At 56.2% G+C, this 21,497-nt stretch carries 15 protein-coding genes and 1 pseudogene; 9 read left to right on the forward strand and 7 right to left on the reverse strand.

From position 1 onward, the window contains the following. Window positions 1-108 precede the first annotated feature (108 nt). Both JQR86_RS14925 and JQR86_RS14930 read left to right on the forward strand, forming a co-directional pair. Entirely contained in the window at window positions 109-1,593 is a 1,485-nt protein-coding gene (locus JQR86_RS14925) for a SulP family inorganic anion transporter (RefSeq protein WP_026004090.1), read from the forward strand. A 37-nt stretch (window positions 1,594-1,630) separates the two neighbouring features. Continuing rightward, the gene (locus JQR86_RS14930) at window positions 1,631-2,479 is read left to right on the forward strand and encodes a universal stress protein (protein WP_312270268.1); all 849 of its coding nucleotides are present in this window, start codon (window positions 1,631-1,633) and stop codon (window positions 2,477-2,479) included. Here the strand turns inward: JQR86_RS14930 and JQR86_RS14935 are convergent. From JQR86_RS14935 to JQR86_RS14950, 4 genes are all read right to left on the reverse strand, one after another. Continuing rightward, entirely contained in the window at window positions 2,462-2,878 is a 417-nt protein-coding gene (locus JQR86_RS14935; RefSeq protein WP_312508472.1) for a VOC family protein, read from the reverse strand. The two genes, JQR86_RS14930 and JQR86_RS14935, sit on opposite strands and share 18 nt — an antisense overlap. Before the next feature lie 48 nt (window positions 2,879-2,926). Then, window positions 2,927-4,237, reverse strand: coding sequence for an MFS transporter (locus tag JQR86_RS14940; RefSeq protein ID WP_434153811.1), 1,311 nt, complete (start codon window positions 4,235-4,237; stop codon window positions 2,927-2,929). 185 nt (window positions 4,238-4,422) lie between these two features. After that, entirely contained in the window at window positions 4,423-6,957 is a 2,535-nt protein-coding gene (locus JQR86_RS14945; RefSeq protein ID WP_434153812.1) for a PepSY domain-containing protein, read from the reverse strand. Window positions 6,958-7,077: 120 nt separating this feature from the next. After that, window positions 7,078-9,324: a TonB-dependent receptor gene (locus tag JQR86_RS14950; RefSeq protein ID WP_404625538.1), complete on the reverse strand. Its 2,247-nt coding sequence runs from the start codon at window positions 9,322-9,324 to the stop codon at window positions 7,078-7,080. Window positions 9,325-9,503: 179 nt separating this feature from the next. Between JQR86_RS14950 and JQR86_RS14955 the strand changes: the two genes are divergently transcribed. Both JQR86_RS14955 and JQR86_RS14960 read left to right on the forward strand, forming a co-directional pair. Continuing rightward, window positions 9,504-10,184, forward strand: a complete 681-nt coding sequence (locus tag JQR86_RS14955) for a Fe2+-dependent dioxygenase (RefSeq protein WP_019366886.1) — start codon at window positions 9,504-9,506, stop codon at window positions 10,182-10,184. Between the two features lie 2 nt (window positions 10,185-10,186). After that, a complete protein-coding gene (locus tag JQR86_RS14960) occupies window positions 10,187-11,005 on the forward strand; it encodes a tetratricopeptide repeat protein (RefSeq protein ID WP_434153813.1) in 819 nt (272 codons plus the stop codon). A gap of 43 nt (window positions 11,006-11,048) precedes the next feature. On the opposite strand, the gene JQR86_RS14965 is transcribed toward JQR86_RS14960, so the two are convergent. Next, window positions 11,049-12,212 (reverse strand): type III PLP-dependent enzyme, encoded by a 1,164-nt coding sequence (locus JQR86_RS14965; protein ID WP_010797224.1) that lies wholly within the window; start codon window positions 12,210-12,212, stop codon window positions 11,049-11,051. 579 nt (window positions 12,213-12,791) lie between these two features. On the opposite strand from JQR86_RS14965, the gene JQR86_RS14970 reads away from it, so the two are divergent. The 3 genes from JQR86_RS14970 to JQR86_RS14980 all read left to right on the forward strand — a co-directional run bounded on the left by JQR86_RS14970 (window position 12,792) and on the right by JQR86_RS14980 (window position 16,028). After that, complete coding sequence (locus JQR86_RS14970) at window positions 12,792-12,983, forward strand: hypothetical protein (RefSeq protein WP_010797223.1); 192 nt, start codon at window positions 12,792-12,794, stop codon at window positions 12,981-12,983. Window positions 12,984-13,254: 271 nt separating this feature from the next. Further along, window positions 13,255-14,307: a glycoside hydrolase family 5 protein gene (locus JQR86_RS14975; protein ID WP_434153815.1), complete on the forward strand. Its 1,053-nt coding sequence runs from the start codon at window positions 13,255-13,257 to the stop codon at window positions 14,305-14,307. Window positions 14,308-14,444: 137 nt separating this feature from the next. Then, window positions 14,445-16,028 (forward strand): peptide chain release factor 3, encoded by a 1,584-nt coding sequence (locus tag JQR86_RS14980; RefSeq protein WP_434153816.1) that lies wholly within the window; start codon window positions 14,445-14,447, stop codon window positions 16,026-16,028. 48 nt (window positions 16,029-16,076) lie between these two features. Here the strand turns inward: JQR86_RS14980 and JQR86_RS14985 are convergent, their stop codons facing one another. Together JQR86_RS14985 and JQR86_RS14990 are read right to left on the reverse strand one after the other, a co-directional pair. Next, complete coding sequence (locus JQR86_RS14985) at window positions 16,077-17,630, reverse strand: alkaline phosphatase D family protein (protein WP_434153817.1); 1,554 nt, start codon at window positions 17,628-17,630, stop codon at window positions 16,077-16,079. A 92-nt stretch (window positions 17,631-17,722) separates the two neighbouring features. Further along, window positions 17,723-19,105 (reverse strand): chloride channel protein, encoded by a 1,383-nt coding sequence (locus tag JQR86_RS14990; protein WP_434153818.1) that lies wholly within the window; start codon window positions 19,103-19,105, stop codon window positions 17,723-17,725. A 245-nt stretch (window positions 19,106-19,350) separates the two neighbouring features. Between JQR86_RS14990 and arnB the strand changes: the two are divergent. Further along, window positions 19,351-20,499 (forward strand): annotated as a pseudogene (gene arnB / locus JQR86_RS14995) (UDP-4-amino-4-deoxy-L-arabinose aminotransferase). Further along, window positions 20,496-21,497 carry an undecaprenyl-phosphate 4-deoxy-4-formamido-L-arabinose transferase gene (gene arnC, locus JQR86_RS15000; RefSeq protein WP_434153819.1) on the forward strand — a complete coding sequence of 334 codons (1,002 nt, stop codon included), beginning with the start codon at window positions 20,496-20,498 and terminating at the stop codon, window positions 21,495-21,497. The pseudogene arnB and the gene arnC overlap by 4 nt, the downstream one beginning before the upstream one ends.

A 21,497-nucleotide genomic window follows, 5' to 3' on the forward strand; every position in this document is an offset into this window, starting at 1 on the left:
CGCGCCTTTCAGGCCCAGCACTTGTCTTTTTTCAACGTGTCATAACCCATGGGCTTCGCATGCCGTCTGCTCGGCGTGCGGGTTTTGGCTTTTGCTTTGGTACCTGCAATGCTGCATACCCTCAAGAATCACTGGTTCTACAATCTGCGCGGCGACATTCTTGCCGGCCTGGTCGTTGCTCTTGCGCTCATCCCAGAGGCCATCGCCTTTTCCATCATTGCTGGCGTCGATCCGAAAGTCGGCCTGTATGCGTCCTTCTGTATCGCGGTGACTATTGCCTTCGCAGGGGGTCGTCCCGGCATGATCTCGGCAGCGACAGGCGCGACTGCCCTGCTCATGACCACCCTCGTGCGCGATCATGGCCTCCAATACCTGCTTGCCGCTACGCTGCTGACTGGCGTTATCCAGATCATCATCGGCTTTCTGAGGCTGGGCTCGCTGATGCGCTTTGTCTCGCGCTCCGTAGTGACCGGCTTCGTTAATGCACTGGCTATCCTGATTTTCATGGCGCAACTGCCTGAACTGACCCATGTCACCTGGCATGTCTATGCCCTGACGGCGGCTGGCTTGGGCATCATTTATCTGTTTCCCTACGTACCCACGCTAGGCAAGTTCATTCCCTCGCCACTGGTCTGCATCCTGCTGCTGACGGCCCTCTCGATGTATCTGGGTCTTGATGTACGCACCGTAGGTGACATGGGTGAACTGCCTGACAGCCTGCCGGTATTTCTCCTGCCTGACGTGCCGCTCAACTTGGATACCCTGCTGATCATCCTCCCCTACTCGGCTGCCATTGCCGTGGTAGGCCTGCTGGAGTCCATGATGACTGCCACTATCGTGGATGACCTGACCGATACGTCTAGCGACAAGAACCGTGAATGCAAGGGCCAAGGGCTGGCCAATATCGTTTCGGGTCTTCTGGGCGGAATGGCAGGCTGCGCGATGATCGGCCAGTCCGTCATTAATGTGAAGTCTGGCGGTCGCTCCCGGCTATCCACTCTCGTAGCTGGAGTATTCCTGCTGATTCTGGTGGTTTTCATTGGGGATTGGGTCTCGCGCATTCCCATGGCTGCACTGGTTGCCGTCATGATCATGGTCTCTATCGGCACCTTTAGCTGGGACTCCATCCGTAACCTGAAAAAATACCCACTATCCACCAATATAGTGATGCTGGTCACCGTGGCTGTGGTGGTTTTCACGCATAACCTCGCCTTTGGTGTGCTTACCGGTGTACTGCTGGCTTCGCTGTTTTTTGCCAACAAGGTGGCGTTCTACCTGACGGTAGAGAGTCGACTGGAAAATGGGCAAAAACGGATCTACGACGTAAAGGGGCAGGTTTTCTTCGCATCGACTACTCGTTTCAACGCAGCATTTGACCTGAAGGAAGCGGTTTCCCATGTAGTGATCGACCTGACCCATGCCCACTTCTGGGACATTACAGCGGTTTCGGCACTGGATAACGTCGTTCTCAAGTTCCGTCGGGAAGGAGCGCACGTGGAGGTCATTGGCCTGAACCAGGCTAGTGCTACGCTGGTCGACCGCTTTGGCATCCATGACAAACCGGACGCGGCCAACAAAGTGATGGGCCACTAGGTATCGCGTTTTGAATGCTACTGATCGAGGAACAGTAATGAACAGGATCATCGCCTGTATCGATGGCTCCCCTGCTACACGAGGTGTTTGCGATTATGCTGCCTGGGCCAGCCTGAAGCTGGGTACCCCCATACATCTGCTGCATGTGCTTGACCGCAAACATTATCCTGCCGATTCTGACCTGAGTGGCACTATCGGGCTGGGCAGCCGGGAGCACCTGTTGGACGAGTTGGCCAGACTGGATGAGAAACGCAGGGGGCTAGGTCTCAAGCAAGGGCAGCTTCTGCTGGAAGCGGCTCAGGAGCATGTTACCAAGCTGGGCGCTCAGGAAACCGATACGCTGCAGCGGCACGGAGACTTTCTCGATACGCTGCGGGATATGCAGGCGCAAAGCGCCCTTTTCGTCATGGGTCGACTGGGCGAGGAAACCCCACCGACGCGGCTGATCGGTAGCCATCTGGAAAGCGCAATCCGCACCCTGACCCGTCCGATTCTTGTGACACCGGTAGCGTTTGAGATCCCTCAGCGCGTTATGCTGGGCTTCGATAACAGTAACAGTGCGCGAAAGGCACTCGAGCTTATGGCCGAAAGCCCGCTATTTCGGGGTTTGGAGTGCCATATCGTGACCGTCGGAAAGGATAACGCCGAAAATCGTCAGCCTCTTGAAGATGCAGCCACTATCCTGCGCTCTGTGGGTCTGAGCGCTGTGACCGCCATCGTCGAAGGCGATGTAGAGCTTGCGCTTGAGAAGTACCGCAAACAGCAGGAAATTGGCCTGACGGTCATGGGCGCCTACGGACATTCCCGATTACGACACTTCTTCATGGGTAGCAATACCGGCAATATGCTGCGTACGGCCGGCGGCGCCTTACTGGTGGTGCGCTAACGGCAGCCCTTCGGCATGAACAAAGCATAACTTGTTGCCCTCAGGGTCGCGGCAGTACGCGCCATAGTAATCTGGCGCGTACTGTGGCCTTAGCCCCGGAGCGCCTTCATCGGAGCCGCCATGCAACAGCGCCTGACGCCATGCGGCATCCACTTTGGTCTGTGAGGGAGCCGCAAAACTTACCTGCGTTCCGTTACCCACCGAAGCGGGTTTTCCATCAAAGGGAAACTGGATAAAGAACTGCGGCCATCGCTGCCCGGGATACTGCCAGCCAGCACCCTCGGGACCACCGTCTTGCTCGTTGGGCATACGAATCATGCCAAGCTCGCTCAAAACAGCGTTGTAAAAGGCCGTCATGCGTGACAGATCGTGAATGCCAAGCTGGATGTGACTGAACATGGGCGCCTCCGTAATCAGGACTTCTTTCAGCCTAGCAGCAGGTTGACCTCAGCGGTTTACCACCTTGGCCGGCAGGGCCAGTACAAGCAGACAGCTGAGCAGCAGCGAACCAGCAAAGCACCAGAGCGCTACGGCGCTGCTATGGGTCAGATCCAGCACAAACCCCATCAGCGAGTTGCTGACCAGACCGGCAATGTTGGCTAGCGAACAGGCCAGGGCAAAGCCGGTCGCAGCCGCCGTCCCCTTGAGAAAGGTGGCCGGCAGGCTGAAAAAGACCGGGACGGCGCCAATGATCGCAGCCGAGGCGATTCCGAACAGCAGCACCAGCATCATGACGTCCTGGGAGAAGAAGGTGCTCATGGACAGCGCCGCAGCCCCTACGATGAACGGCACGATGATGTGCCAGCGGCGCTCCCGAAAACGGTCCGAGCTTGCGCCAATGGCCAGCATACCGATAAGCCCCATAAGGCTTGGAATGGCGGTGAGCCATCCGATATGCACGGTATCGGTTACCCCAGCGCCCTTGATGAAGGTTGGCAGCCAGAACCCCATGGCATAGGCACAGAGCAGGATTGAAAAATCGATTCCTCCCAGCATCCAGACCTTGATGTCCCAGAATCCGTCGCGAAAACGATAGGGCGTGTCGGGTCGATCGGATTCATCTTCCTCAAGTTTCTGCAACAACACCTTTTTCTGTTCTGCGCTCAGCCAAGCGGCTTCGCTGATGGTGTTGGGCAGCACCCAGAAAGTCAAAATACCCAGAACCACTGTAGGCACGGCTTCCAGCAGAAAAAGCCATTGCCAGCCCTGCAAGCCGTTGACCTGATGGAAATGGCTCATGATCCAGCCCGAAATCGGCCCGCCAATCAGGCTCGACAGCGGCAGACCAATCATGAACAGTGCGATGACGCGGCTTCGGCGGTAGGTGGGAAACCACTGGGTCAGGTAAAACAGAACACCAGGCAAAAAGCCCGCTTCGGCTGCGCCCAGCAGAAAGCGCAAGAGATAGAACTGCCATGCCTCGGTCACAAACATCGTGGCGCCCGACAATAACCCCCAGGTGATCATGATTCGGGCAATCCAGATACGGGCGCCGACACGCTCCAGCACCAGGTTGCTGGGCACCTCGAACAGGATATAGCCGACGAAGAAGAGCCCTGCCCCCAACCCGTAAGCCGTCTCGGAAAGATGCAGCTGATCAAGCATTTGCAACTTTGCGAATCCGATGTTGATACGGTCCAGGTAGGCAGCCAGGTAACAGAAACAGAGAAACGGAATGAGTCGCCAGATAACAAGACGGTAAGTCCCTGCCTCGTCAGCAGTGCAATGTTGGGTAGAACCGTGACGTACGTCCGACATACACATCCCTTCTAAGCGAATGCCAGGATCCGAACCATGGCAGACAGAGTGGAAAGCTGCTTCTCAAGGGGCATCACCGCCGCTATGCATGTGCTTTCCCGAGTGGCCGGAGAGCTTATCGATTTACAGGCAAAGCGCAACTGGCCATCTCCTTCCTGCAAATGGAAATGGCCGGCGGATATCCGTCAATAAACGTCCCGCTTGTAGCGCCCTTCCTCCTGCAACCGCTCCAGGTCCAATTCGCCCAGGATCTCAACCAGGGCAGCATGTACGCCTTGTGCCATGCCCTGCAAACTGCCACAGACGTAAATGACCGCGCCTTGCTCGACCCAGGCTCGGACCTCTTCTGTGGATTCCAGCAAGCGATCCTGAACATATACCTTGTCTTCCTGATCACGGGAAAAAGCCAGATCAAGCCGGGCAAGCTGCCGATGCGCCAGCCAGTGCTCCAATTCGTCTTGGTAGAAGAAATCATGCTCACGATTCCGCTCACCGAAGAGCAGCCAGTTCCGGCTGTGGCCTGCGTCGATGCGTGCCTTGAGCAGTGCCCGTAAGCCGGCTATCCCCGTGCCGTTGCCAATAAAGAGCGCAGGCCGATCGTCATGAGGCATATGGAACGCGGAATTAGGTCTTAGGCGTGCCATCAGGTGCCCACCCTCTGGAGCATGGGTGGTCAGCCAGCCAGACGCGATACCCAACTGCCCACTTCGTTTGCGCTCCTGGCGAATGATCAGTGACATAGTCCCCTCAACGGGCAGGGATGCAATTGAATACTGCCTGACCGCCAAAGGCAGCAGCGCCTCAACCAATCCCTGTGCGTGCATGCCTACCATCTGGTGCACGTCCTCAGGCAGAAAACGTGTTGCCAATGCCTGATCCAACGGCAACTCGATCCCGTCCAGCCATACAAGGGAATCTGGAGAAAGTCCCAATGGACTTAGCCATTCCTGTACGAATGACACAGGATAACGCGGCAGTATTTCGATAAGGTCGCCGGCTGCCCACGAGCAATTTGCCGGCATTTGGAGATCGACCCTGAAGACGGGCCATCCCTGCCCTCTGGGGTTCAAGCACTGACGGGCCGACAGGTGATAATCCTGGAACGGAGCAGTAGCTGGTTGGATATGCGCCACGGCACCCAACTCGCCCAGGCGAGACTGCCATAGACCCAAGGCAACCTCATCGTCCCGGTTTACCTCAACCGTATCGAACAGACTGTGAGCGCCCTGCCCGCTCAGCCAGCGCTGTAGACGTCGTCCAAACGCACAGAAATCCGGATATTGCCGATCCCCCAGCGCCAGCACACCGTAGGAGAGCTGCTTCAGGGATATCGCCTGCCGCAACACGGCGCGCTCGAATTTGCGGGCATTATCTGGAGCCTCGCCATCACCAAAGGTACTGACGATAAATAATGCCTTGCGAGCCGCCGTCAAGGCATCAGAATTGAGCTGAGCCAGCGGCTTTACCGTTGCTGGCTGGCCTGCAGCCTGTAGCTGGCCGGCGGTTTGCCAGGCCAGTTGCTCCGCCAAACCACTCTGACTGGCAAAGCCGATCAACCAGGGCTCATCCCCTGTTGCCGTAGGTATGACTTCGCGACGAGCCTGGCGAATCCCCTTTTTCTTTCGGCGGCGATCCAGATAGAGCAACCAGCCCGTGATAAAGAACAAGGGCATGGCGAGGCTGGCTAGAAACATCAGCAGCCGCCCCGGCAACCCGAAGTACTCGCCCGTGTGCAGCGCATAGATGCTGCCCAGCAGCTGCCCGCCGATGCTCTTGTCAGCGTAGCGCTCATGGCTGCGAACCGCGCCGGTTTGCGGGTCCAGGTCCAGCTTGTTGAGTGCACGTAGATGATCGGCATTCTGAAGGCGATAAAAGACTGTTGCCGGCTGACCGGCTGCCGAGGGCAGGCGTAAGGTATAACCTTCCAGCGTCGGACCGGCCGCTTGCTGCACGCTTGCCCAGAGGGCTTCATGGTTGATGACGGGCGGTGCCCCATTTGGCTGAGGACGCTCCGGCCTGCCACCCTTGCGCTCGCCTCGCTGCTCGGCAGGCGCATCATCCAACAACCGGATCAGGCCGTTGCGGTACCACTCGTAGGACCAGAAGAGCCCCGTGAGTGCCGCCAGCAGATAGAGCATAAGGCACCAGGTGCCTGCGACAGCATGCAGGTCCCAATTGAAGCTGCGCCCTTTACGGGCCCAATCCAGGGTCAACCAGGCGCGCCAGCTGGCAACCTGTTTAGGCCAGCGAAGATAGAGACCGGACAGACAGAAAAACACGAGCATCAGGGTACAGGCGCCCACTATCGCCTTGCCAGTTTCACCCACAGCAAGAAAGCGATGCAGACGCAGCATGAGCCCAAAGAAGTCGGCGCCAACCGGTTCACTCAATACCTCACCGGTATAGGCATCGACAAAGCGCATAGGCCCGCGCCGCTCTCCCGGCGGGGGCTCGAGAAATACGCGGACATTACTGTTGAGCACCAGATCGGCCCATAGCCCGGTTACCTTTTTACCCTCGTACGCCTCGACGCGCTTGATAAGCTCATAAGGTGCCAGCGCATTTCCAGCCATTCGCTGCTCTACCGCTGCAGAACGATTGATCAGGTTCGATATCTCCGGCTCGAACGAATACGCAGCGCCGGTCACGCCTATGATGACCAGCACCAGTCCTGCCGTGATGCCCATAAACCAATGCAGCTGGAAGAGAAGCTTTTTCATTTAAATCACTCGATCCACGAGCCATTCAAAACCAGAGCGCGTGTGCCATATGCGCCTGACAAGTAAGAGATATCCATACAAAAAGCCCGGCTCACAGGAGCCGGGCCATGCACTTTTCCATCAGAAATGGAAGTTGGCACTCAGGAGCGCTGTACGTCCGGGCGCTACGTGCGCCATATGGGTTGAGTACACTTGGTCGAAATAACGTTTGTCCGTCAGGTTCTGCACATTCAACTGCAGATCCAGATTCTTCGTCACGCGGTAAGCCGCCATCGCGTCATAGCGCGTGTAGGAGGGAATGTAGGTCGAGTTGGCCGTATTACCGAACTGACGATCCACATACGTAGCGCCACCCCCCACTGTGAAATCCTGAGTGACATCATAAGTTGTCCACAGAGTAAAGTTATTTTCCGGTGTCTGAGGCATCTTATTGCCTTCATCGGAAGTGGTGGTCGACTTGCGGATCTCGCTATCCAAGTAGGTGTAACCGCCGAATACTTTCCAGTGAGGCGTCAGCTTGCCACTGAAGCCCAGCTCCACGCCCTGGACACGCTGCTCGCCGTCCAGTACTTGCGATATGTTGGCGTCTGCGCTGGCAACGCGAGCATTGGTCTTGTCTGTACGGAACAAGGCCGCATTAAGCGAAAGCGCTTCGTTGAAGAAGTCCCACTTCGTCCCCACTTCATAATTGCGATTACGTTCTGGATCCAGCCCGTTATTGGCAGCCGCCAGATCGGACAAACCTTCTCCTCCCGTCTCGCCCGATGGGTTACTCGATGTCGACCACGCTACATAGATACTGCCGTTGGATGCGGGCTTATAAACGACACCAACCTGATAGTTCCAGAAGTGCGAATTGTTTTCATTGGAGAAATTGGTGTTGGCTGCACCACGAACACCATTATTGCCGAAGCCGCTGCTCTTGACTTGGTAATCGTCGTAGCGCAGACCAAGGTTTACAGACCACTGATCGTTAAGCTTCAGTGTATCGAATACATAGGCGGCACTGGTCTTGGTGTCGGTATCCGTATAAGACGCACCCTCGGTAATCGTGCCTGCCCATCCATCCTTGTAGGTGGGGTTATACAGGCTGGTGCAATCACCACTGGCCAGCAAGGACGCATTGCATGTTGTACCGGACGCCGTCGATGTAAAGGTATAGGGGCGACTATGCACATCTTCGTAACTAAATTCCAAGCCCGTTACCAGAGTATGTTCAATCGTCCCCGTATTAAACAGCGCCTTCAAGTCGGTCTGGTTGACCCAGCCTTCTGATGTTGAATTGCGGCTCTTAGGTGAGCGATAGACGTAACCGTTTGCAACGTTGCCTTTGCTGTCGTCCGGGTTGGTAGCCACGTAGTCCAGTGTGGTCCGCACCATGCGAAAACTGTTAGACAGCGTGAGGCTGTCATTCAAATCGTGCTCGATTCGAAGCGTACCGCTGTCGGTCGTGCTTTCACGGTAATCACGGCTAGACCCGTACCAGTTGTCCTTATCTACATGAGCCGGCCCGCTCGGGTTGGCCTTGCTGCGGTTCACATTGGTCAGCGGAATACCATAGTCCGGCGTGTCATCTGTTTCCAAGTGGTAGTAGGAAAACGTGGCACGTGTGGGTGTACCCAGACCGAAACTAATCGAAGGTGCTACACCCCAGCGGCTGACATCTGGACCATCACGACCGGCCACATTGGCATCGTGCTTCATCAGATTCAGGCGGAAGGCAGCCGAGTCGGTCAATACATGGTTGACATCCAGGGTTGTACGGCGAGTCTGATCAGAGCCATAGGTAAAGCCGCCATTGACGAAATCATGCATCTTGGGCGTTTTGGAAACCAGGTTGAGGCTACCCCCAGTCGAACCTGCGCCTGTATAAGCCGAGCCTGGCCCCTTGCTGACTTCAACGCTTTCGAGATTGAATACTTCACGTGTCTGCGAAGCGATATCTCTCAAACCGTCAACAAAAGTATCACTTTCAGCACTGAAACCGCGGATGAAGGGGCGATCGCCTTGGGGGTTTCCTCCCTCTCCTGCTCCAAACGTGATGCCTGGAACAGTCCGTAGCGCGTCAGTTAATGAAAGCGCACCGGTGTCTTGGATTACCTGAGCCGGTATTACCGTCACTGACTTGGGTGTGTCACGCAGCGGAGCCGTGTACTTGGACGATGCTGACTCCTGAACGTTATAACTGCCCTCTTCATCCCCCAGGACGGTGGTGCTGTTCAGATCCAGTACGCTCGAGCCTTGGTTAGCACTTTGCTTAGTAGGCGCTTGTTGAGCAAGCGTAGTACCGGAAAAAGCCGTTATGGCTACCCCTACCGCTGAAACTAACAGCCTAGGCGTAACACCCAACTCGGTTTGACGTGTCATTTCTAATTATTCCCCACGAACGAAGCCGCGGAAAATATACGCAAATACGAATTAGTATCAATAGTAATTTAAAGTATTCTGAATTATCAAAGACAGCTTGCAGTTCTACGCTGTACTTTTTGCAAAAATCCTGAGAATGACTATCATTAATAGTTTTTTTATGCTCGTCGGAGCGCGTCATGCTGCTAGCCATACCCCAGGTCTTTACTGCTGAAGAAACGGCTCGTATCCGAGAGGCGCTTGAACAGACCCAGTGGAGTGATGGAAAAATCACTGCCGGACATCAATCCTCCAAGGCCAAGCATAATCTTCAACTTCCCGAAGACCATCCGTTAACGCGTGAAATCGGCGAAGCGATTGTCCATCGGCTCTGGCAGCATCCCCTGTTCATGTCTGCGGCACTGCCCCACAAGATCTTCCCGCCCTTGATCAACTGCTACACCGCCGGCGGCTCATTCGACTTCCATATAGACAACGCCGTACGCAACGTGAAAAACAGCGTCGAGCGCGTCAGAACCGATATCTCGACCACAGTGTTTTTCAGTGATCCCGACAGCTATGACGGCGGAGAACTGGTGATTCAGGACACCTATGGCACACAGCGCGTAAAGCTAAAGGCAGGCGACGCCGTACTCTATCCGGCTACCAGCCTGCACAAGGTGGAGCCGGTGACTCGAGGCACTCGATATGCCTCGTTTTTCTGGACTCAGAGTCTTGTTCGCGAAGATAGCCAGCGGGCCCTGCTGTTCGAAATGGACACAGCCATTCAAAACCTGACCCGCGACGTCCCTGATCATCCTTCACTGGTTCAGTTGACTGGGACTTATCACAACCTGCTACGCCGCTGGGTAGACGTATAACCATGGCCTACGTCTTGAGGCGACAGGAAGTTCTCGAAAACCAGGCGCTGGAACAGGCACTGGCATCGGATAATCCCAGGGAGGCGGCCCGTGTCATCCTGACAGCTGCCAAGGCCGGCTCGCCAGATGCCCAGGCCATGCTGGGCCAGATCCTGCTGGAGGGCCGCGGCATTGCACAGGACGCTAGCCTCGCATTGACCTGGTTCACTATCGCTGCCGACCAAGGCCACACGATGGCGCTCAACATGGTAGGACGTTGCCGCGAACATGGCTGGGGCTGCGAGCAGGATGCCCACGCAGCAGCCGAGGCCTATCGTCAGGCCGCCGAACAGGGCCTGGACTGGGGCATGTACAACTATGCCAATCTGCTGGCGACAGGACGCGGTGTCTCCCGTAACGAGCACAGCGCCTTTTTATTCTATCGACGCGCCGCTGAGCTGGGCCATGCCAAGTCCATGAACCTCGTTGGACGCTTCTACGAAGAGGGTCTTGTCGTTACACGGGATACAAAGGTTGCACATGACTGGTACAAGCGATCGGCAGAGGCAGGCGATTTTCGCGGTCAATATAGCTATGCGGCGGTACTGGCAACAACGGGTCGCCTTGAGGAAGCCCAGCACTGGTTGAAGGAAGCCTTGAAGACCGGCAACCTCAATTTTTTCAGGGCCAGCCGGCAAGGACTGTTGGACTCCGAGCATGAAGCGCTACGCCTGATCGGGCTGAGCTATTTCGAGCGCGCCGCCGAATTGGGCGACGAGACGGATCAAGCGGCTCTTACCAGAGCCCAGAGCAAGCGCTACGATACGCCCCTTACCGTCTGAATGATAAAAAAACCCGCCGAAGCGGGTTTTTTATGGGCGCTATTTAGAGGTAATAGGCCTTGAGTGGAGGGAAGCCATTGAACTCCACAGCACTGTAGCTGGTGGTGTACGCCCCGGTAGATAACCAATACAGACGGTCACCGCTGGCAAGGTTCAGTGGCAAACCATATTTGTAGTGTTCATACATGATGTCGGCACTGTCACAGGTAGGGCCGGCAATCACGACCTCTTCCATCTCACCCTTCTTCTCGACCCAGATCGGAAACTTGATGGATTCGTCCATGGTTTCGATCAGACCGGAAAATTTGCCTACGTCGGTGTATACCCAGCGCTCGACGGCGGTGCGCGATTTGCGCGACACCAGTACCACTTCGCTCACCAGAATACCGGCGTTGGCAATCAACGAACGACCAGGCTCCAGAATGATTTCCGGAAGCTCATCGCCAAAGTCTTCCTTCAGGAAGCGGATAATCTCTTCAGCATAGGTTTCGAGGTTGTTGGTCTTGGCAATATAGTTTGCCGGGAACCCGCCGCCCATGTTGATCATCTTCAGGACGATGCCGTCTTCTTCACGCAGGCGCTCGAATATTACCTTGACCTTGGCGATAGCCGCATCCCAGACGTCGATATCACGCTGCTGCGAGCCAACATGGAAGGAGACGCCGTAAGGCACAAGGCCTAGCTGGCGGGCCAGGATCAGGAGGTCCAGCGCCAGATCGGTCTGGCAGCCAAACTTACGTGAAAGCGGCCAGTCAGCGGTATTAGAGCCTTCGGTCAGAATCCGCACATAGATCTTCGAGCCCGGCGCAGCCTTGGCAATATTACGCAGGTCAGCCTCGGAGTCGGTGGCGAACATCCGCACACCTTTCTCGTAGAAATAGCGAATGTCCTTGGCTTTCTTAATCGTATTGCCGTAGCTGATGCGGTCAGGACTGACGCCAGTGCTCAATACCTTGTCCAGTTCATAGATGGACGCGATGTCGAAATTCGAGCCCTTGTCGCGCAGGAGCTCAGTAATCTCGATGGCTGGGTTTGCCTTAACGGCGTAATAAATTTTGGCAAACGGGAAATTGTTCACCAGATCATCGTAGGCTCTGGAAATGGTGGCTTTATCGATTACGACAAAAGGCGTTTCATGCTGGTCAGCGAAGGACTTCATTCGCTGGAAGGTCTCGCGCGAGTAGTAATCTTCGACCTGGATGGACATGCGTCGGACTCCCAATGGCAGAACAAATGGATTCGTAGGGGTATTGCTGAACGCCTAATCCGTTTCCCCACTTTGGTTCGCCTACTTCCCAAGGCACGTCGCCGAAAGCAAAAAGGTCAACATGTCCAGAGCGTTGACCTTGCTGTCTCGTCGTCAGTACTTGAGCCGGATGGATCGTTTCCAGCATGGACGTTCGGGCGCGAACTTTAGGACTACACGCCCGCAAGATCAATCAAAAATCCCATACGACTGTCTGATTTACCTCGATCCGGTACGAACCCTCCTCGTAAAACCGACCGGCCAGGCGAACCGATGTTCCAAAATCCGTCAGGATTCCTCTTCAATTGAGAGAACCCGTTCAAGCCAGATAGGCATTTTCAACAAAGATTAATTTTTGCGAGGGAGTGCTAACCAGATTTGGATACTGCCGCTCACCAAAAAGATGAAAGAAATATGGCAAGGCGTAAACTTTATTAAGACGCACAGGTCTTCGTGTGTCGCCATGCAGTGCCTTACATCACGGAAGGATATGGCCAAACTCCAACAATATGTTTTGCTTCATTTCATAGGGAAATCAAAATGTTTGGCATCGAAGTCGACGGCTCGGTAGAGCCTCCATCATTCATCAACTCGTTGCAGGTTGCCTTGAAGGAAACCTGGGCGGTGATCTACGCCCATGGCGGAGTCATTGCCGAGTTCGATAACGAGCAGGATGCACGTGAGGAGGCTGAGCGCTGGACAGGAGTCTGCTTCCGTCTGGATGCCTGCTAAGCGCCAGGCTTGAAAGCCTGTGTCCTGAGTCCGGCTCAGGCTTTCAGCTTAATGGCTTTTTAACGCTTATCGAGTTTACTTCCCGCTCCTATCGCTGTACGTATTTTCAATAAAGCCATAGGCAATCACATTTTTACATCAAACCCCGCCGGCCCCCTTGTCAATCGACCTGCTCAAAGAGCACGTTTGACGGGTTTTGCTATCAGGCTATCCATGTTAACCCTGCAGGTACAGTTCTGGCCTGCCCATTACGCTTATGGCACTTATTTCGATGAATAGAACCGGGCGAATCAAACGCAACCTCAAGCGATATGCCTTTCTAGTATTCGCTCCCCTGCTCATGAGCCATACCGCCTCGGCGGCCGATTACCCAGCCGAGATGATCGGCCTGAATTTCTCGGGTGCCGGCTTTGCGGCGCAGGTGCTTCCGGGTGTGAACGGTACCAACTACTTTTTTCCTGACGACTCCTACTTCAGGCGCTGGGGCTATCGCGGGATTCGCGTCGTACGTTTCCCGATCACCTGGGAGCGCCTGCAACCCAAGCTCAACGGTGAGCTGGACACTCAGTACGCTGACCTGATCAGCCAGACGCTGGATTCGGCCAAGCGCTACAAGATGCAGGTCATTCTGGACCTGCACAACTACGGGCGTTACCGCGACCAGATCATTGGCTCGGAGAGCGTACCCTACGAGGCTTACCAGGACGTCATGGAGCGGATCGCCAAAACCTGGAGCAAGCACCCTGCCCTGCTGGGCTACGACATCATGAACGAGCCGCATGATGTGGAAGACCACTGGGACACCGCGGCCCAGTACGGCATCGATGGCATCCGCTCCGTCGATAAGAGCCGTCCGATCGTGATCGAGGGCAACTTCTGGTCAAGCAGCGCGCGCTGGCCTGAGGTAAACAAAGGCCTGCTGAACCTCAAGGATCCGGCGGACAATCTGATTTTCTCGGCTCATGTGTATTTCGACGCTGATGCCGGTGGTCGTTACGAATCCAAGGACACTAGTCAGCTTGATCCCATGATTGGCGTCAAACGTGTTCAACCTTTTATTGACTGGCTCAAGGCCAATAATAAGAAAGGCCACATTGGTGAGTTTGGTGCACCAGGGGATGATCCCCGCTGGATGAAGGTCATGGATAACATGCTCTCGCATCTTCAGAAGGAATGTATCCCAGCTACATACTGGGCAGCAGGTCCGGGCTGGGGCGACTATTCCCTCTCCATCGAACCCCGGGATAACAAGGAGCGTCCGCAGTGGGCAATTCTCAAGAAGTATGTGAAACACTCGGGCTGCTCGGAAATAGGGCCTAAATAAACCGCTGGCAGGGTGGCCCAGTGCATCAGGGCCACTCTGCTGAACAAGACTCGTCTGAAAAGCCAAAAGGCCTGAACCTACAGGCCTTTTGGCTTGCTATAATCGCCGGTTTAAGTATCCACCGGACATCAGCCTCCATGACCAAGCAGGCCGCCGAAGTCGCCAAGCGGCGCACTTTCGCCATCATTTCCCACCCGGACGCCGGTAAGACCACCATCACCGAGAAGCTCCTCCTGATGGGGCAAGCCATTGCCGTGGCCGGGACCGTTAAATCACGTAAATCCGACCGCCATGCCACCTCCGACTGGATGGAGATGGAAAAGCAGCGTGGTATCTCCATTACCACGTCGGTCATGCAGTTTCCCTATCGCGAGCACATGATCAACCTGCTCGACACGCCCGGTCACGAAGACTTCTCGGAAGACACCTACCGCACCCTGACGGCGGTTGACTCTGCCCTGATGGTGCTCGATGGCGGTAAAGGCGTTGAGCCCCGCACGATTGCCCTAATGGATGTCTGCCGTCTGCGCGATACGCCTATCGTCAGCTTTGTGAACAAGCTGGACCGTGATATTCGCGATCCGATCGAGCTGCTCGACGAGATCGAAGCTGTCCTGAAAATCAAGGCGGCCCCGATTACCTGGCCGATTGGCTCTTACCGTGATTTCAAAGGGGTATATCACCTCTCCGAAGACAAGATCTTTGTCTATACCCCTGGCCACGGCCATGAGCGTATCGCAACCCGCGTTATTGAAAAGCTGGACTCGGACGAAGCCCGTACTCACCTGGGCGACCTGTACGATGATTTTGTCGAGCAGCTCGAACTGGTTCAGGGCGCGTGCCATGAATTCAATACGGATGAATTTTTAAAGGGCCAGATGACACCGGTCTTCTTTGGTACAGCCCTGGGCAACTTCGGTGTCGATCACGTCCTGGACGCGGTCGTGGACTGGGCGCCACAGCCGCTCTCCCGCGCGACCAACGAGCGTGACGTACAGCCGGCCGAAGAGAAATTCAGCGGTTTCGTATTCAAGATCCAGGCAAACATGGATCCCAAGCACCGTGACCGGATTGCCTTTATGCGGATCTGCTCCGGCAAGTATGAAAAAGGCATGAAACTGCGCCATGTGCGGATCGGCAAAGACATCAAGATTGCTGACGCCCTGACGTTCTTCTCTTCCGAGCGTGAACAACTGGAAGAAGCCTTTGCAGGCGACATCATCGGCTTGCACAACCACGGCACCATCCAGATCGGCGATACCTTCACCGAAGGTGAGAGCCTCGGCTTTACCGGTATTCCGCACTTTGCGCCTGAACTGTTCCGCCGTGTACGCCTGAAGGACCCACTCAAATCCAAGCAGCTCCGCCAGGGCCTGCAGGAGCTGGCAGAGGAAGGCGCGACCCAGGTGTTCTTCCCTGAGCGTAACAACGACATCATTCTCGGCGCTGTTGGTGTGCTGCAGTTCGACGTCGTTGCCAGCCGCCTGAAGGAAGAATACAAGGTGGAATGCGTCTACGAGCCGATCAACGTCTGGTCTGCCCGCTGGATCGAGTGCAATGACAAGAAGAAGCTTGAGGAATTCAAGAACAAGGCCATGGAGAACCTGTCCGTGGATGGCGGCGGTCACCTGACCTACCTTGCGCCGACTCGTGTCAACCTGAGCCTGATGGAAGAGCGCTGGCCTGACATAAAATTCCGCGCGACGCGGGAACATCACTAAGCATAAGAGAAAGGGCTGATCATTCAGCCCTTTGTTTCTACCGCCTGATTAAACAGCCTGAAGCGTCTTTTCGAATACCGCCTTTCCATCCAGATCTCGCAGGGTCACAGTCAGATCACCGCTGTGCCCTTCGATATTGACCTCGCCAAAGAATTGGAAGCCCGACAGCGGCGAGCTGTTGGCTACCGGTGGCGCCTTCACAAACACGGCCTCCGGCCCGAAAGTGTTGTCCAGCTTGTTGGGCCCGAATGCACCGGCATTGAGGGGGCCTGCCACGAACTCCCAGAAGGGCTCGAAATCCTGGAAGGCTGCCCGGTTGGGGTGGTAGTGGTGAGCCGCGCAGTAGTGCACATCTGCAGTCAGCCAGACCGTATTGTTGATATTCCACCGGCGGATGTAACGCAAGAGCTCTGCAATTTCCAGTTCGCGACCCAAGGGTGCACCGCCGTCACCATTGGCAATGGCTTCCCAACGAGGCATTCCTGCTGCATCTACCCCATCAGGGACTTCCAGACCAATGGGCATGTCTGCCGCAATAACCTTCCAGGTAGCCGTAGACTCCGCGAGCCCCTGCTTGAGCCACTCGAGTTGCGTGCGCCCCATGAAAGCAGTGTCTGGTCCCTCATTGGGTTGCAGGTTGGTGCTGTTCCCGCCCCGGTAGGTCCGCATGTCCAGCACGAAAATATCCAGCCGAGGACCGTAGCTGATCTTGCGATAGATGCGTCCGGCATCATCACGCTGTTGCAGCCGCATGGGGGCATATTCCAGATACGCCTGACGCGACCGCCTGGCCAGTACGTTGATGTCCTTTACGGTGTAACGGTCATCCAGCACTTTAGTAGAAGACCAGTTATTGGTGGTCTCGTGGTCATCCCACTGCCAGATCTGCGGGACTTCAGCATTGAACCGACGGACATTTTCGTCCATCAGGTTGTAGCGATAATTGCCACGATATTCATCGACCGTCTCGGCAACCTTGCTCTTGGCCTCTGTGGTGATGTTGCGCCAGACCTTGCCTTCCACCGTCGTGGTCTTGGCTTCTAGCGGGCCGTCTGCATAGATGGTATCGCCACTGTGCAGGAAGAAGTCGGGCTGTCGGCGACGCATGGCCTCATAGATGCGCATGCCACCGATATCGGGGTTGATACCAAATCCCTGCCCGACCGTGTCGCCGCTCCAGACGAAACGGATATCGGTACGATGCGTCGGTGCGCTACGCAAATGTCCAAAGACAGGCTCGCTCTGCGCACCGCTGTAAATATCTTCGAAACGAACCCGATAGAAAATGGATTGATCAGCGGGAAGACCGCGCAAATCCATGCGCGCCGTGTAATCTGTGTCGGCTGTTACCACAGGCGAAACCATTCGGCGCAGATGGCGAAAGCTCTCCTTGGTATCCCACTCGACGATCATCCGCGCCGGACGATCACAGCGGCTCCAGACGATGGCCCGATTGCCCTGAACATCACCTGACTGAACTCCCTCAAGCATCAGCGGACGTTGCTTGGCGCCAGCGATCACGACAGGTGCCACTCCCGGCAGCAGCAGTCCAACGCCCAGCCCCTGGATCAGGCGCCGTCTTCCATTATCGAACGTGCTCATCATGCGCTCCCACGATTATTGGAGCGAATGGGTTTAGCGAAAACGCCTGACAACCCTGTGACAGTCTGAAGAACAGCTGTTACGGCGTGATCTCAATCACACTTGGTAGGCTTCGACGCTTCAGGCTCCACCGCATGCAGGATTTGTTGAGCCAACGCATGATAAAGCGAGGTGGGCGAAAGCCAGCCGGACACACCATTCGCCAGCAGGCACGTCGCCAGCACAGGGATCGCCATGTCGGGGCTGTGGGCCAGCTCCAAGGTAATGACAGTCGAGGTGAGCGGTGTACGGGTAACGCCCGTGAGGTAGGCCGCCATGCCCAGAAGCGCACCGGTCTGCAGGGTGACATCAGGCAGCCAATCGACCAGCCAGGGCGCAAAGCTGGCGCCTACCGTGAGCGAAGGCGAAAAGAGCCCGCCGGGAATGCCCGCCAAATAAGAAACCACGTTGGCCAGAAATTTCCAGATGAGAAAGTCCTGATCGGTTATAGGGTGCCCTTCCAGAATGGCACGTGTTTCCTCGTAGCCGGTACCAAAGACATGCTGTCCTGACAGTGCGCCTAGACAGGCGACCAGCAATCCACAGACGGCGGCAAACCGAACCGGGAAGCGTGAGCGGATAGCGCCCAACCTTCCAAGCCAGCCGTGGGATGTTGGAATGACCAGCCGAGCATAACCGCCGCCCAACAAGCCGCCTGCCAGCCCGCATATGACCACCGCTATCCAGGCATCGCCCCAGGGCAAACTGGCGCTGATAACGCCAAAATAGGTATACGGTCCAACCAGGCCCAGCGTGACCATACCGCCAATCACCACAGCCGTCAGTACCAGACCGCTGAAGCGCTGTTCAAAGGTATGACTCAACTCCTCAATGGCAAATACTACGCCCGCGAGCGGTGTGTTGAACGCGGCGGCAATGCCCGCAGCACCACCGGCGAGGATCAGGCCGGAAACCGTCTTTCGCTCATACAGGCCCAGCCGCCGACCAAAGCCATACAGTACCGAGGCGCCCAAATGTACGGTCGGCCCCTCGCGGCCAACCGAGGCACCCACTAGCAGGGCAAACAGTGTCAGCATCATCTTTGCGAGCGCGATCGGCCAGGCCAACACCGCTGCCCTGAACTGACCAGAGGGCTTTTCCAGCGCTGCAATCACTTGTGGAATGCCGCTTCCCCTGGCATTACGCAGCCACCCCTGTGTCAGCCAGACCAACAGGGCAAATCCAGCTGGTGTCACTAACCACGGCCATAAGTGGCTGTGATTCAACAGACGCTGAAAGAGCTGAAAGGCATGATCAGCCAGCCACGCAAAAGCCAGCGCCAGTAAACCCACCAGCAGCGCGCCGACCCAGAACGCCAGGCGTTGCCGAATGGAGCGAAACCGTTGATGGCGCTGTTGGGGTGCTTGAGATGCCGCAGCGCGGTGTGTAGATGTTTCCCTGTGGTCAGGGGCAGTAGGATCGCTCGAGTCGCTCATAAGCACATAAAATAGGTTGGCCCAGCAATTGTAACAAAGTATTTAAGGATACGTTGGGTGGTTCGACGGCCTGAAGACCGGTGGGTTTAAGCATTCCACAAGCCCTGTCATCCGTGGTCTCCATCATTTCTCCATATAACCTGCAAAGCCACGCAAGCTTGTCATCCCAAAATTTGGCGGTTTCTACCTGAGCGCGATGTATGTGCATGGCGCAGGTAGTGTCATGACCGTTACGGGATACAGACATGTCAACTGCCTTTCTTCCTTTCTCACGTCCAAGCATAGGCGATGAGGAAATTGCGGCCGTCAATGCCGTGCTCCGCTCCGGCTGGATCACCACCGGCCCTCAAAATCAGGAGTTGGAGCAGCGCTTCTGCGAGTATCTGGGCTGCCACCATGCCGTCGCACTCTCTTCGGCAACGGCAGGTATGCACTTGGCATTGATAGCCCTGGGTATTGGTCCAGGCGATGAGGTCATCACGCCCTCCCAGACCTGGGTATCTACCGCAAACCTGATCTGCCTGCTGGGCGCAACTCCTGTGTTCGTGGACATCGATCGCGATACCTTGATGACCGATGCAGCGCGTATCGAAGCCGCCATCACGCCCCGAACGAAAGCGATCATTCCGGTTCATTACGCCGGTGCAGCCTTTGACCTGGATCCGCTCTACGCACTGGCCGAGCGCCATGGCATTCCCGTCATCGAGGACGCAGCCCACGCAATAGGTACACGCTATCGGGGCCGCCTGATTGGCGCTCGGAACTCCGCCATCTTCTCCTTTCATGCCATCAAGAATCTGACATGTGCCGAAGGTGGTCTGTTCGTGACGGATGACGAAGCATTGGCTAACCGCATCCGCACATTGAAGTTTCACGGCTTGGGCGTCGATGCCTATGACCGTATGACCCACGGCCGAAAGCCTCAGGCACAGGTCATCGAACCGGGCTTCAAGTACAACCTGACCGATATCAACGCAGCCATTGCACTCGTCCAGCTGGATCGCATCGACGAGATTAACGCCAAGCGCAAACAGCTGGCCGAAATGTACCTGGAGCGCCTGAACGGCCTTCCCATTCAGCCGCTGAGCCTTCCGAGCTACCCTCAGGACCACGCCTGGCATCTTTTCATTGTACGCGTCGATCCGGCGCAATGTGGTCTGAATCGCGATGTCTTCATGCAGACCTTGTAGGCAAACCATATCGGCACCGGTATTCATTTCATAGGAACGCACCTGCAGCGTTATTACCGGGACCGCTTTCCAGAGGTAAGCCTGCCAAACACCGAGTGGAATTCGGCTCGACTGTGCTCGATACCGCTGTTTCCTGACATGACCGCCGAGGAGCTCGAGCGTGTCGTCACTGCCATTCGCTCCACACTGGAGGCAGCCTTGTGAAGCCTTATCCGATCAGTCGCGTGTCCGTGGTCATTCCGGTCTTCAATGAAGAAGCCAGCCTGCCCGAACTCCTGCTGAGAACCGATGCCGCCTGCCAGAAACTGGGCCGCGATTATGAAATCGTATTGATTGATGACGGCAGCCGTGACAGCTCGGCCAGCATTATCCAGGCAGCTGCCGAAGCCGAAGACAGTCATGTGGTAGCGGTCATCCTCAACCGCAACTACGGCCAGCACGCCGCCATCATGGCGGGCTTCGAGCAGTGTATTGGCGACCTGGTCATTACCCTTGATGCCGACCTGCAAAACCCGCCGGAGGAAATTCCGCGTCTCGTCGAGCAAGCCGCTCTGGGGTTCGATGTGGTCGGTACTGTACGCGAAAATCGTCAGGACTCCGCATTCCGCCGCCTGCCATCCAGGCTGATCAACCTTGCTGTGCAACGTTCTACGGGCGTAGCCATGAGCGATTATGGCTGCATGCTGCGGGCGTATCGCCACAGCATCATCGAGGCCATGCTGGCCTGCCATGAGCGCAGCACGTTTATTCCCATCCTGGCTAACAGCTTCGCCCGCCATACCACTGAAATCAATGTGGGACATGCCGAGCGCGAATACGGTGAGTCGAAATACACCCCCATGCGCCTGATCAACCTCATGTTTGATCTCGTGACCTGCATGACCACAACGCCATTGCGGCTGCTGAGCATCGTGGGTGGCGCCATGGCACTGGCCGGTATCTGCTTCGGGATGCTGCTTCTGGTGCTACGCCTGCTGCTGGGGGCCGACTGGGCTGCCGACGGCGTGTTTGTCCTTTTCGCCATCCTGTTCATCTTTACCGGCGCCCAGTTCGTAGGCGTGGGGCTACTGGGTGAATACCTGGGCCGCATGTATCACGACGTCCGTGCCCGCCCTCGCTACTTCGTTGAGCAGGTTGTCCGGGGTGAAGCCTCCTGCTCCCCTGCGCCAGCCTCGCTCGATTCCATTCCTTCTGCAAGCTGA

The organism is Pseudomonas sp. JZ134 (assembly GCF_051027695.1).
Classification (GTDB): Bacteria; Pseudomonadota; Gammaproteobacteria; order Pseudomonadales; family Pseudomonadaceae; genus Chryseomonas; species Chryseomonas luteola.

Bases quoted from the DNA above. Each gene is read 5' to 3' on its own strand.
- JQR86_RS14935 (WP_312508472.1), bottom strand. From the start codon at position 2,878: ATGTTCAGTCACATCCAGCTTGGCATTCACGATCTGTCACGCATGACG.
- JQR86_RS14955 (WP_019366886.1), top strand. From the start codon at position 9,504: ATGCTGCTAGCCATACCCCAGGTCTTTACTGCTGAAGAAACGGCTCGT.
- JQR86_RS14950 (WP_404625538.1), bottom strand. From the start codon at position 9,324: ATGACACGTCAAACCGAGTTGGGTGTTACGCCTAGGCTGTTAGTTTCA.
- JQR86_RS14960 (WP_434153813.1), top strand. From the start codon at position 10,187: ATGGCCTACGTCTTGAGGCGACAGGAAGTTCTCGAAAACCAGGCGCTG.
- JQR86_RS14970 (WP_010797223.1), top strand. From the start codon at position 12,792: ATGTTTGGCATCGAAGTCGACGGCTCGGTAGAGCCTCCATCATTCATC.
- JQR86_RS14930 (WP_312270268.1), top strand. From the start codon at position 1,631: ATGAACAGGATCATCGCCTGTATCGATGGCTCCCCTGCTACACGAGGT.
- JQR86_RS14965 (WP_010797224.1), bottom strand. From the start codon at position 12,212: ATGTCCATCCAGGTCGAAGATTACTACTCGCGCGAGACCTTCCAGCGA.
- JQR86_RS14980 (WP_434153816.1), top strand. From the start codon at position 14,445: ATGACCAAGCAGGCCGCCGAAGTCGCCAAGCGGCGCACTTTCGCCATC.
- JQR86_RS14945 (WP_434153812.1), bottom strand. From the start codon at position 6,957: ATGAAAAAGCTTCTCTTCCAGCTGCATTGGTTTATGGGCATCACGGCA.
- JQR86_RS14940 (WP_434153811.1), bottom strand. From the start codon at position 4,237: ATGTCGGACGTACGTCACGGTTCTACCCAACATTGCACTGCTGACGAG.
- JQR86_RS14985 (WP_434153817.1), bottom strand. From the start codon at position 17,630: ATGAGCACGTTCGATAATGGAAGACGGCGCCTGATCCAGGGGCTGGGC.
- JQR86_RS14990 (WP_434153818.1), bottom strand. From the start codon at position 19,105: ATGAGCGACTCGAGCGATCCTACTGCCCCTGACCACAGGGAAACATCT.
- JQR86_RS14925 (WP_026004090.1), top strand. From the start codon at position 109: ATGCTGCATACCCTCAAGAATCACTGGTTCTACAATCTGCGCGGCGAC.
- JQR86_RS14975 (WP_434153815.1), top strand. From the start codon at position 13,255: ATGAATAGAACCGGGCGAATCAAACGCAACCTCAAGCGATATGCCTTT.